The sequence below is a fragment of the Rheinheimera pacifica genome, assembly GCF_900108485.1.
Taxonomy (GTDB): Bacteria; Pseudomonadota; Gammaproteobacteria; order Enterobacterales; family Alteromonadaceae; genus Alishewanella; species Alishewanella pacifica.
The window spans coordinates 97,278-110,409 of the sequence record NZ_FNXF01000006.1 but is presented as its reverse complement, the minus strand read 5'-3'; the positions used below and the strand labels follow the sequence as shown (position 1 = coordinate 110,409).

Below are 13,132 nucleotides of genomic sequence, written 5' to 3'. Positions count from 1 at the left end.
AGGCTCTGACAACTTATTCATCCACTTTAAATAGAAAATGGCCTTTCGGCCATTTTCGTGTTTATTCATGCAGAATTTATTTTACTTTTTACGCCATAAAAATGCCGCCAGTGCCGGCAGCACTAAAATGGCGCCAAGCATATTTACGATAAACATAAAGGTCAGCAAAATACCCATGTCTACCTGGAATTTCAGTGCCGAAAATACCCAGGTGCTTACGCCAATGGCTAAGGTAATACCGGTAAACAGCACTGCACTGCCGCGCTCTTTTAGTGCTTCAAAGTAGGCCTGGCGCACAGGCATACCATCGCGCAGCATCTGTGTCATGTTCGACAGAATATAAATACCGTAATCAACGCCGATGCCTACCCCCAGCGCAATAACAGGTAATGTTGATACTGTTAAACCTATCTGCAGTTTTGTCATCAAGGCGGTCGCCAGTACAGACACCACATACAAAGGTAGGATCACCGAAATAGTTGCGCGCAGTGAGCGGAAACTGAGCAAACACAGTAAAATGACTGCACCATACACATACCATATCATCGGCTGTTGAGCTTCAGACACCGCTTCATTGGTTGCTGCCATAACCCCCGCCGGGCCAGACGCCAGCATAAAACGCGTTTGCTCGTCACCGAGCTCTGCACCGTATAGCTTAGCTGCTGATACCACCCGCTCAATCGTCTCAGCTTTATGGTCTTGTAAAAACAAAATAACCGGCATAACAGAACAGTCGGCATTTAGCAGGCCTGTACTGGTTTCAACACGGGACGAGGCCTGTACCAGGCTTTGCGTATTGCGTGGCAGTACCCGCCATTTAGCGTTCCCTTCGTTAAAAGCTGCGTTAATAGCTTTAGACACAGAAGGTAATGACACCGCTGACTGCACACCTTCGACGTTTTCCATCAACCACTGAAATTTGTCGATTTTTGCCATAATGTCGTGTTCAGTACAGGCACTGGGAATTGTCTCTACCATTACATTTAAGTAGTCGACTGAAATGGCATAACGGTCGGTAATTAAAAATGTATCCTGGTTGTAGCGTGAGTCTTCATGCAGCGCCGGCGCACCGGCATGTAAATCACCAATTTTAACCTGCTGGCTTTGCAAATAGCCAAATACAAACAACGCAGCAGTAACCAGCAAAATAACAGCAGCATATTTACGGGTAGCAAAGGCTGACAGCGCAAACCAGATTTTATCTGTTTTAGGTGTTGGCGCCGCCGCGCGCTCTTTGTAGCGGTTGCTGAACTTAACAAAAGACATCAGCACCGGCAGCAATATCAGGTTAGTCAGAATGATTACTGCCACACCTAAGCTGGCGGTAATCGCTAATTCACGAATAACACCAATTTCAATAATCAGCAGGGTTAAAAAGCCAACTGTATCAGATAACAGCGCTACACCACCTGGCACAAGCAGCTTTCTGAAGCTGGCCTGGGCCGCTGTTTTAGCATTCATCCCGGCAGCAACCCGCTTGCCGGTAGAGTTAATCATCTGCACACCGTGGCTGACACCAATGGCAAATACCAGAAATGGCACTAGAATCGACATCGGATCAATACCAAAGCCTAGTGCCGACAACAAGCCCATTTGCCAAACCACCGCAATCAGCGAACAGGCAATGGGTAAAAGAGTTAGCATGAGTGAGCGGCAGAAAAACAGTACCATTATTGAGGTTATAGCAATAGCTATGGCAAAGAATACCAGCACACCTTTGGCGCCATCCGCCACATCGCCCACCATTTTGGCAAAGCCGATAATATGTACACTGATACTATCGCTTTGATATTTACCGCGGATATTCTGCTCCAGCACTGAAGCAAAATTAATGGTGTCCAGCTTTTCGCCGGTATCGGGGTTAACTTCAAGCAACTGGGCAGAAATCATGGCACAGCTATAATCATCAGCCACCATGCGGCCTACTACGCCAGCTTTCTCGGTATTCTCTTTTACTTTGGCCAAGCCTGCGGCATTGGCAACAAAATCTGCCGGGATCACTGGCCCACCAGCAAAACCATCCTCAACAACCTCAACAAAACGGGTGCTGGGGCTGAATAATGATTTAACCTGTACCCGGTCAACACCCGAAGTGTAAAGCAACTCGTCGTGGGCCTGACGTAAGGTATTAAAAAAGTTGGCATTAAAAATATTGCCACTATCATCACATAATGAAATCAGGATATTATTCGCACCGCCAAAATCTTGCGCGTGGCGCAAATAGGTTTGCATATATTCATGTTTTAACGGAATATTTTTTGTAAAAGCGGCATCCAGTTTAATACTGGTAGCTTTAAACAGTAAAAATAGCGTTGCCAGCAGAAATGCCACCATGACCAGAGCACGATGACGAAACAGCGTATACTCAAACTTATTAACCAAACGATTTAAACTCATCTTATTTCAGTTCACTCAGGTTGATCGTTCTGACACCGGTTTCGGTTACCAGTACTAACAGGTTGTGCCATACCAGGCCGTTGATTATGGCTTTACCATCAGCTTGGGAGTAATCCGTAAAACTTGCTGCACCGTCCCGACTGATAAGCAAAGTACCGGCATTACCGACCAGATAAACTGCGCCATTGTCATCGGAAAATGCGCTGTTTAATGTCGCATTTCTGTTTAGCGTTATTTGTTGCCAGTGCTGGCCCTGATCCTGGCTGATAAACGCATGGCCGCGCAGGCCAACCGCCAGCAATGCCATTTGTGGTGTACCTGTTATATCAAACAAAGAACCATTGTAAAATGCATCAAGCCGCTGCCAGCTATCGCCAAAATTAATACTTTTTGCAGCAAAACCGGCCTCACCAATCATATATAACGCATTCCCGTCAGCATAAAACCGGTTAAAATGCGGTAATAAGGCTTCGGTTTCAATTTGATAGCTTTCCGGGTCTGTCTCTTTAAGTTCAGCTAAATACTCTCGCTCTTCTTCGAGTAACAATTCTTCATGAAAATGCTTATGCCAGCTGTTACCGCCGTCATCCGTGCGATAGAAAATACCGTAGGCCCCTACGGCAATGCCTTTTTGCGCATCGGCAAAGTAAATATCAAACAGCGGCTTATCTGTTTCTGGCGAGTAATGTTGTAGCTGCCAGCTTACACCACCGTCTGCAGTTACCAAAATAGTGGCATCATGGCCAACCGCCCAACCCTGCTGCGGATTAATAAAGTACACGCTGCTCAAATTCGACTGCACCGGCACTTGTGCCTGGGTCCAGCTCTGGCCGTCCTGACTAAGCAGAATATGTCCTCGTTCGCCTACAGCAACTAATTGCTGCCCATTCACTTTTACAAGATCTGTCAGCAGTGCCTTACTTGCCTGCGGCATCTGATAAGCGGCCTGAGGCTCGCTCTGCTGTGCTTGCATCATAAATGGTGTAACGGCAGCTACAGCACTTGCTGCCAATAACCAGATGAATTTATTCAACATAATCTGAGCATTTACTCTATTAAACTTTCTAAATAAAAACGGTTGGCACTAAGCCAACCGTAACCGGATTTAAACTTTACTTAACGCGTACCTTCACGACGCAGTGCTGCCGGCGTGAAATCAGCATCTGTCAGGTTAACGGAGAAATTATACATTTTATCTTCGTTATCCAGACCCAGAGCAATATAACGCCGTGAGTTAAGGTCGTGATATACCTCTAAGGTACTCCAGTGCGTTGGCACTTCATAGTAGTTCAGACCATGAGCCACCGCGACACGGTACAATTCGTTGCGGTTGTCATACAGATCCGCAACATGGATTTGCCAGCTGTCTTCGTCAATATAAAACACACGTTTGCCATAGACATGACGGGTATTGTCTTTTAATGCTGCTTCAACTACCCACACCCGGTGTTTTTCCCAGCGGATATACTCCGGGTTAATATGACCGGGCATCAGTAAATCAGCGTACTTCACCTGATTGCTGTGTAGCTTGTAGTCGTTATAGGCAATATACATTTCCTGCTTGCCTTTCAACGTCCAGTTGTAACGATCAGGCGAGCCGTTAAACATATCAAAATCATCTGTGGTACGCAGACCGTCAGACGCTGTACCCGGTGCATCATAGGCAACATTGGGTGCACGACGCACACGACGTTGGCCGGTGTTATATGTCCAGGCCTGGCGTGGTGTTTTCACCTGGTCCATGGTTTCATGCACTAACAAAGCAGTACCTGCCAAACGTGCCGGCGACGTTACGCCCTGCTTAAAGCGGAACAGTATGTTTTCGGCTGTCAGAGCTTCAGCTGTTGCGGTAGGTTCTGAATACTTGAACATTATCTGCTCATCAAAACCGATAATCGTATAAGCGCCTGCTGCTGTAGGTGCTGCCTGGCCACCATTACGGCTTGCCGCTACACCACGAAAACGCAGCAAGTGGTTCCATACTGCTTCAAGGCCATTTTGTGGTATTGGAAACGGAATACCAATAGCAGCGTTAATAATGCCGTTACCGCCTTCAATAAGCTCGGCTTTGGTAGCAATATTTTTTGTCGCATCATAAACATACTGTGGATAGGATGCTGTACGGCGTGTTTGATAGATATTCATCTTGTATGTATCAGGATAAATTTCAAACAGTTTAATCTGGCCCGGGCTTAACAGGTTTTTATGCTGATCCAGATTAGATTTGTCGATGGTGAGCAGGATCTTATCATCGGCAAAGGGATTGGGGTGATGCATACCTGCAGTATAACCGGCAGGGGCAGCAGTAATACCGCCATTCCATGCTGGGATAGAACCGTCGGCATTGCCCGCTTTCTCTGCTCCAAGCGGTGTTAAATCATTGCCCAGTCTGGCGGCCTGCTCGGGAGTAATTTTTGCTGCAACTGAGCAACTTAACACCAGAGCTATGGCTGACGAAATTAGGGTGAGTTTCTTCATAATTAGTGCTCGTCCCTTAAATAGAGTACTTAATGTTAAAAGAGATAAAGTCACGGTCTTCTACGTTATTTGTTGTGCCTTGACCGCCCCAGAACATGTTGTAAGACAATTCGCCTGACCATTTATTCAGATAGTCAAAGCTAATGGCATACGCTAGCGACTTACGATCTTCGACAAACAAAAATAACGGATCAGGTGTAATACCGTTAACATCATGCGAAAACACAACACGTTGTGACAGGTTTACCCCGGCAAACACGTTGTTGTAATCGGCTTTAGCCAATAAACGGTAACCCCAGGCCGATGCTGTTGGGAATGGGTTTGTTTCAGCCCCATTTGACACACCTGTATGTAAACCATCTTTGTTTACCAGATTGCCATTGGCATCCCAGCCCAACAATGGTCCACCACTACGATCAGTATTCGGGCCATTCAAACGTAATACGCTTTGATCCGGCATATCCTGAATGCGGATACCGCCCACCTCAGCCAGCATCGACAAGTTATCAGCGCCCAGTGACGGGCCAAATAAATGCGTAAACGTCATTTGAGCCTGGATAGTGTCTCTTAAGATAAAGCCGTTAGCTTTCTGGCCAGGCTGCACCTTAACACCAATATCGCGGCCAATTTGAGAAATACCGGCTAAATCAGGGCGTAAGCCCGCATTAGCAAGTTGCTCTGGCATACCGGCATACAGAATTTCCACGTCGTCAATTTGTAAAGGTTCATCCTGACGATAAGCTAATTCACCGGCAACAGAGGTATTACCTAAGGTAGTGTTAAAACTAAAACCATACAGCTGAATATCCTCTGGATACTCAACCAGCGCTTTTGAGAACGCCGCCAGGCTGGCAATATTGTCTTTAGTTACACCACCATTTGCAGCCATATTCACCAAGCGGCCGATATCTGCAGGAATTTGCGAAAAGTCTGAGGCAATACCAGAAATAACCGGTACACGGCTATGATAGTTCATGTAATACACAGCAAATTCAGTGTCATTCAGGTTCGGTGCGAAATACTCGAACTTAATACCGTACTCGCCACCGTCTTTAGGCTCTACTTCACCGGCACTGCCGTAAGGGCGCAATGTTACTTTAGTTGGGTAAGCTAAATAAGCCTGGCCGGCCTGTGCAGGGCTGAGTGCCCCACTGCCAACGGCAGAGCCCAACGCATTCAGATTGGCCAGCACATGAGCAAGGTCAATATCCGGGTTACCGGCAAAACCTAACTGCACGTTTTGTAAATAACCACCTTCACCGGCAAAATCATTGGTAGAAAAATAAGTGCCAGGCACCGGCAGATAGCTGTTTACCCACTGGTACTGATAAAACAACTCGGTTGACAGATTATCAGTTAAACCGATGCTGATGGTTGCCATACCAACCGGAATATAAGCCTCTTTTAACTCAGCCCCTGGCGCACGCGCCACGCCAACATCAATAGGCGTAATATTGATACCATGCTGGATAAGGGTGCTTTCACCCCAGCTTAACACCTGTTGCCCCACTTTAACGGTAACCGGGTTCATACCGTTGTTAAAACTGAAATTACCGTATACGTAGGCATCCAGTAAGCGGACATCACGGCAGGTTAAATCACGGGCATCTTTGTCAGCACAAGGATCAACTTTCTGACCCGATACGGGGTTGGTATAGGCGCCGTCTTTATCCATCAACGCGAAGTCGTAAAAATACATAAAGCGGGTAAACAAACCGATATTGTCTTTAGTAATAGACAGCTCATGCAAACCTTTAAACAGACTGCTGAACATATCGCCTTTGTCGTAGTTCAGATTACCGGCGTCGCCATTACTTGAATAAGCCCCCGGCTCCTGCCAGATTTGCGAGGGCAAATAAATATTATTCGTTGCGGCATTGTAACCGTCCCAATCGAAACGGGGGTGATTAACTTTACTGATAGTATCCCAATTTCTGTCTTCGGCACGCCAGCTGCCGCCGTATGAAAATGTAGAATCGAAAGTAATATTTACGTCACCCAAACTCCAGGATGCTGCATGCACCGGTGCCATTGACAAGGCAAACAGCGCTGATGCAACACCTAAGGCTAAGGGATTCTTAGCAAAGGTTATTGACCTTTTATTCATCTCGTTATCTCCCCCTGTCCCGCAGGTTTTTATAAGTGTCTTTTTAGTTATATTATCAAGCCAACTGATCAGAGCTCAGCTTACTTCATTAAAATAATTACATCATTTCAAGCTGCAAGCAAGGCTTGCTGTTACGTAAATCTGTTGATTTTTATTCAGTTTTTTTCAAAAACGGTTATGTTTTGGGCTTTTTTACCACGCTCTGGTTTAACCTTTTTTGCACCGCACCCAATAAGCAGCTATAAGCTAATGAAATTAAAGGTCAAACCAGCAGTAACTGCAAGCTATTGTTTTAATTCACCGTTTAAAGTACATACTCTAATTAATTTTTTCTAACGCGACAAAACTAGCGTTATCTGCCAGCGTTAAACGAAAACGCCCGCGCAAACCATTTATGTCGACATAACGCTGGAAATGCCTAAACTGCAATTGAATCCGCTCGCCATTATCTGCAGTCACTACCACGTATTTTATATCTCCGCGATAATAACCATAGCACTGTTCAGCACTGAGGCTGGCATTAAAAAAATATCTGCGCATCAATCCAGACTTCGGTTAACCTTTTCATACAAATCATTGCTAATACTGCTTTGCCCTGCGATCTGCTGCAATGCAGCACGCATACGTTGCTGACGTTCGTCGTCAAACCGCCGCCAGCTTAATAACGGCGTTACCAGCCGTGCTGCTACCTGCGGATTAAGCGGATCGAGCCGCAATACGGTATCGGCCAGTAGTTGATATCCTTTGCCATCAATACGATGAAACTGCTGCGGATTGCGTAAACTGAAGGCTGAAAATAATGCCCGTACCCGGTTAGGGTTTTTCCAGCTAAATAACGGATGAGTCAGCATGGTGTCTATCGCTTCAAACACTTGTTCACCAGGCTGCGATGCCACCAGTGCAAAGCACTTGTCCATTACTAAGGCATCATGCTGCCAGCGACTGGCAAAGTCAGCAATCAACTCATTAAACACTGCGGCTTTTGACTGCTGGGCAGCTGCCAAAGCCGCCATAGTATCGGTCATGTTGTCTGAGTTTACATAGTGCGTATGCAGTAATGGCTGGTTGTCATTGAGTTGCGCCAGATAATTCAGGCAGACTGCGCGCAATTTTCGCAGGCCAACGTCATTGTCCTGATATTGATAGGGCCCGGTTTTCAGTGCGTTATAACAGCTACTTAACGGCCTGGCCAGTTGTTCAGCCAATAGCTGCTTAAACCGGCTAATACTGCTTAGTAGTTTATCTACCGGAATCAGCTGATATTGCTCAGCCAGCGTATCAAAATCAGGTAGTGTCAGTAATTCTGCTGTCATAGCCATATCTGTGCCGGGCTGTTCCAGCCAGTGCTGCAGCAGTTTAAATAGCGCTGCAGGCAGTGCAACTTCACTGGCGTTTGATGTGACTTGCTGCGCTATCTTGCGGCTCCAGAACTGTTGCATTGCATCCCAGCGCGCAACGCCGTCAGTTGCCTGGCGGGCAATCAACAATAAGTCATCATCACTGTACTGTGCGGCCAGTTTCACCGGCGCGGAAAAATGTTCCAGCCACACTACCACTGGTGCTTCTGTTATTCCCTCAAACAGATACTGCTGTTCACTTTCGTTTAGCAACAATAAATGTCGCTGTGAAGCCTGGGTGTTAAACAGTAATTCAATTTGCACCGGTATCAGCAGTGGTTGTTTTTCTGCCTGATCAGCTGTAGGGGGTGTTTGCTGCGCAAGTGACAATATCAGCTGTGAGCGTGTTGCGTCATAGCGCTGCGCGGCAGTTAGCAATGGCGTACCAGACTGGCTGTACCATAAACGGAATTGTGATAAATCCTGCGCTGCAACATCTTGCATTGCCTGTAAAAAATCATCACAGGTTGCTGCCTGGCCATCATGCCGTTGAAGGTACAGCTTGAGGCCTTTGGCAAAGGTATCGCGCCCCAGCAGGGTTTGCAGCATGCGGATCACTTCGGCACCTTTGTCATACACAGTAACAGTGTAGAAGTTGTTCATCTCCAGCACTTGCTCTGGCCTGATCGGATGTGCCATCGGGCTGGCATCCTCAGCAAACTGGGCGGTGCGTATCAGCTTAACTGCATCTATGCGGCACAACGTGGCAGAGCCCATATCAGCACTGAATTCCTGATCGCGAAAAACAGTTAAACCTTCTTTCAGGCTAAGCTGAAACCAATCACGGCAGGTAACACGGTTGCCTGTCCAGTTGTGAAAATATTCATGGCCAATAATTGACTCAATATTAAAGTAATCGCGATCAGTTGCACTGGCAGCATCGGCCAAAACATATTTACTGTTAAAAATGTTCAGGCCTTTGTTTTCCATGGCGCCCATGTTAAAGAAGTCCACCGCGACTACCATGTAAATATCCAGATCATATTCCAGGCCGTAACGCTGTTCATCCCATTGCATGGCGCGTTTTAACGACTCCAGTGCAAAACTGCCTTTGGTTATTGCTCCTTTATCAACAAACAACTGCAAACTCACCTCACGGCCAGATTGGGTAATAAACTTATCTGTCAGAACATCAAAATCTCCGGCAACCAGAGCAAACAAATAACTAGGCTTAGGAAAAGGATCATGCCACTGCACTACTCTGCGGCCATCGCTGTCAATATGCTCAGATACCTTATTACCATTCGATAATAAATAAGGGTAACGCTCAGCATCGGCTTTAATGGTGACCTTGTATTCTGCCAGTACATCTGGCCGGTCTGGAAAATAACTGATACGACGAAAGCCTTCTGCCTCACACTGAGTGCAGTAAGTGTTGCCGGCCATATACAGGCCCTCAAGTGCGGTATTGTGCTGCGGTGCAATATCACAAATGATCGTCAGTTCGCACTGCTGCGCAACAGTAAATACTGTCAGGCTGTCTGCATCAAGCTGGTAATCTGTTGTGTCCAGCAATTGGCCATCAAGCGCTATGCTAATTAATGTCAGTTGCTGCCCGTCCAGTTTTAGCGGTACATCAGCCCGGTTGCGTTTAATTTGCAGTACAGAGGTGACACGTGTTGCCTCTGCGTCCAGTTCAAAACACAAATCAACGTGACTAATGCTAAAAGCAGGTGCAGTGTAATCTGTAAGGCGCTTGGCCGTGCGCGGTAAACTATTCTCAGACATAGCAGGCTTCCGGTAAAATAAACAACGATACAGCTAAGTATAATGACGAAAAAGCCTGAACAACTCAGGCTTTTTTCCGGCTACACTTTAGCAGTTTGTGGCCTGACTGAATCAGGAGGGGTCAGGCGCAGTATTTTAATACCGCAATAGGCATAAATAATAGCTAACAGTGGATTGATCAGGTTAAAGAATGCATAGAATGCATAGTCCAGCGGGCTAACCTGAAGCACACTGTGCATGTAGGCACCACAGGTATTCCATGGTATCAGCGGGCTGGTAATGGTACCGCCATCTTCCAGGGTACGGGACAAATTCACCGGCGCCAGGCCCCGGCGTTCGTATTCCTCTTTAAACATCCGGCCAGGCATAACAATAGACATATACTGATCGGCTGTCAGAACATTTGTAACGAAGCAGGTAGCAATAGTACTGGTAATTAACGAGCCAGTGCTGCGGGCAAAAAATAAAATTGACGTAACAAATTTACGCAACAGGCCTATTTTCTCGATGGTAGCCCCAAACATCATGGCACTGAAAACCAACCAGACGGTGTTCAGCATACTGGACATACCGCCACCGCTGAGTAAATCATTCAGGCTGTCATTGCCGGTATCAATACTAAAACCAGCATGCAGGGTATACCAAAGCAATTTGGTAATGCCTACCGCTGCCGGTATATCCTGCTCCACAAGCCGGCTTAATAACTCAGACTGAAAAAATACCGCCCACACCGCGCCCAGCAGAGCGCCGATAAATACCGTTGGGAAGGCCGGCACCTTCTTTATCGCCATAGCTAACAGAACAAACAACGGCACCAGCGATACAACACTGATAGAAAAGTTCTGCTGTAACACATCGCTTATTTGATCGATCCGTGCGATATCAGAGCTGACATCAGAATTAAACCCAATAATCGTAAACAACAGTAACGCCAGTATAAAACTGGGAATGGTTGTCCAGAGCATATGTCTGATGTGATCAAATAAATCTGCACCGGCAACAGCGGGTGCCAGGTTGGTTGTTTCACTCAGCGGCGATAATTTATCACCAAAATACGCGCCCGACACTATGGCACCGGCAGTAATCGCCGGTGACAGCCCAAGGCCTCCGGCAACGCCAATTAAGGCAACACCTATTGTTGCTGCGGTAGTCCAGGAACTACCAATACTCATTGCGACAATACCGCATAACAAACAGCTTGCAGCATAAAACCAGCTTGGGCTTAAAATTTGTAAACCATAATAAATAAGCGTAGGTACCGTGCCAGACAACATCCAGGTGCCAATTAATGCCCCCACCGACAACAGGATCAGCACCGCCCCCAAAGACAGTGAAATACCCTTCACCATGGCTTTTTCCATCACTGACCAGCGATAACCATTTTTAAGACCTATAACAACCGCTACGGCCGTTGCCATAAATAAGGCTATCTGATTGGGCCCGTAAGATGAGTTATCAGCAAATAGATATACCGAGGCAGATAGCAACACTATCAGCACGACCAGAGGAATGGCAGCATCGAGAAAGCTGGGTTGTTTTTCAGTCATGTATTTTTTACTCCGATTGGTAAAAGGCGCCTGCAGCGCCTGACACCTTTATTATTGTTATGCTTATATTTGCTACTGCTTACAAAGACCGATAGAACATGACGGCTATAATCAGTGGGCAGACAAACTTAACGTACCATGGCCATATCCGCCAGAACCAGCTGTACTCGGCCTGTACATCACCTTTTTTCAGTTCCTGCAAAATGGCATTGCGCTTCCAGACCCAACCGGCAAAGATACACAGCATCAACCCAAGTAAAGGCTGACTGTAACGGGTAGTTAATGTAATAACAAAGCCAAACAAACTGTCAAAGTTGAAAATAATAACAAGGCTGGCAGTAAGAATGACGGCAGCCACTAACCAAACGGCCTTTTGCCTGGCAATTTTACGGTGCTCCACCATATATGACACCGGAACTTCCAGCATTGAGATAGATGAAGTCAGCGCAGCAATAGACATCAGCAGGAAAAAAGCCAGTGCAACCAGCAACCCTACCATGCCCATGGTGCTAAATAATGAAGGCAACACAGTAAAGATAAGCGTATCTTCGGCTAATAGCTGGCCACTTTCACCGAAAATCTGCACGCCGTTGTGTAAAGCAACATACATTGCAGGAATAATCAGCAAGCCAGCTAACACTGCCACACCAATATCAACTAAAGATACCGCGGCACCTAGTCTGGGCAGGTTTTCCTTTGGGCTCACATAAGAGCCATAAATCAGCATAGTGCCGACCCCAAGTGACATGGAGAAAAAAGCCTGCCCCATGGCACTAATCAGTAAATCAGGGTTCAGTGCTTCTGCAAAATCAGGTAAAAGATAAACTCTCAACCCTTCCATTGCACCTTGCTGAGTCATGACATAGCCAAACAGCAACAACATAATGACAAATAGCGTTGGCATTAATCTGACCGACCAGCGCTCGATACCATTAACAACGCCACCACTGACAATACCAACGGTAAGCAACATAAACAGTGCGCAAAAAATGATATTGCGGCTTAACGAAAACGAAATAAGCCAATCCGCCAGATCATTAAAGCCCACCAGACTAGCAAGGGCTTCCAGCGTATGAGCCAGCATCCAACCACCGACTATGCCATAAAAAGCCAGGATCAATGAAACGGTAATCAGCCCGCAGATACCGGCAAAACGGCCCGAGCGGCCTTTGGATATCTGCCCCAGCGCATCAACTACATTAGACTTGGTTGCACGGCCAATCAATAACTCGGCCATCAGCACCGGATAGGCCAGTAAAAAAGCCAGGATCAGATACATCAATACAAAAGCAGCACCGCCATTACTGGCAACCTGAGAAGGAAAGCCCCATATATTGCCAAGCCCAACGGCAGATCCTGATGCAGCCAGAACAAAGCCGATCCTCGATGAAAACTCACCGCGTGCACTCATAGTTAAACCTTTATAATTATTATGTTTTTCAAATTAACAAAAGGCGGTAATTAATACCGCCTTATAG

8 protein-coding genes are annotated in these 13,132 nt (G+C 46.5%); all 8 read right to left on the bottom strand.

Annotation, left to right across the window (positions count from 1 at the left end; translation table 11 throughout):
- Window positions 1–81: 81 nt before the first annotated feature.
- Window positions 82–2,397 (bottom strand): efflux RND transporter permease subunit, encoded by a 2,316-nt coding sequence (locus BLW68_RS09895; RefSeq protein ID WP_092792844.1) that lies wholly within the window; start codon window positions 2,395–2,397, stop codon window positions 82–84.
- Between the two features lies 1 nt (window position 2,398).
- Window positions 2,399–3,433 carry a WD40/YVTN/BNR-like repeat-containing protein gene (locus tag BLW68_RS09890; RefSeq protein ID WP_092792842.1) on the bottom strand — a complete coding sequence of 345 codons (1,035 nt, stop codon included), beginning with the start codon at window positions 3,431–3,433 and terminating at the stop codon, window positions 2,399–2,401.
- Window positions 3,434–3,513: 80 nt separating this feature from the next.
- The gene (locus BLW68_RS09885) at window positions 3,514–4,875 is read right to left on the bottom strand and encodes a DUF1329 domain-containing protein (protein ID WP_092792840.1); all 1,362 of its coding nucleotides are present in this window, start codon (window positions 4,873–4,875) and stop codon (window positions 3,514–3,516) included.
- 16 nt (window positions 4,876–4,891) lie between these two features.
- Complete coding sequence (locus BLW68_RS09880; RefSeq protein WP_092792838.1) at window positions 4,892–6,982, bottom strand: DUF1302 domain-containing protein; 2,091 nt, start codon at window positions 6,980–6,982, stop codon at window positions 4,892–4,894.
- A 318-nt stretch (window positions 6,983–7,300) separates the two neighbouring features.
- Window positions 7,301–7,522, bottom strand: a complete 222-nt coding sequence (locus BLW68_RS09870; protein WP_177172202.1) for a DUF2835 family protein — start codon at window positions 7,520–7,522, stop codon at window positions 7,301–7,303.
- Window positions 7,522–10,107: an aminopeptidase N gene (gene pepN, locus BLW68_RS09865; RefSeq protein WP_092792831.1), complete on the bottom strand. Its 2,586-nt coding sequence runs from the start codon at window positions 10,105–10,107 to the stop codon at window positions 7,522–7,524. Before pepN ends, BLW68_RS09870 begins: the two co-directional genes overlap by 1 nt.
- A gap of 80 nt (window positions 10,108–10,187) precedes the next feature.
- A complete protein-coding gene (gene nhaC / locus BLW68_RS09860; RefSeq protein ID WP_092792829.1) occupies window positions 10,188–11,654 on the bottom strand; it encodes a Na+/H+ antiporter NhaC in 1,467 nt (488 codons plus the stop codon).
- 79 nt (window positions 11,655–11,733) lie between these two features.
- On the bottom strand, window positions 11,734–13,065 hold the full coding sequence (locus BLW68_RS09855) for a sodium-dependent transporter (protein WP_092792827.1): 1,332 nt from the start codon (window positions 13,063–13,065) through the stop codon (window positions 11,734–11,736).
- Window positions 13,066–13,132: the final 67 nt, after the last annotated feature.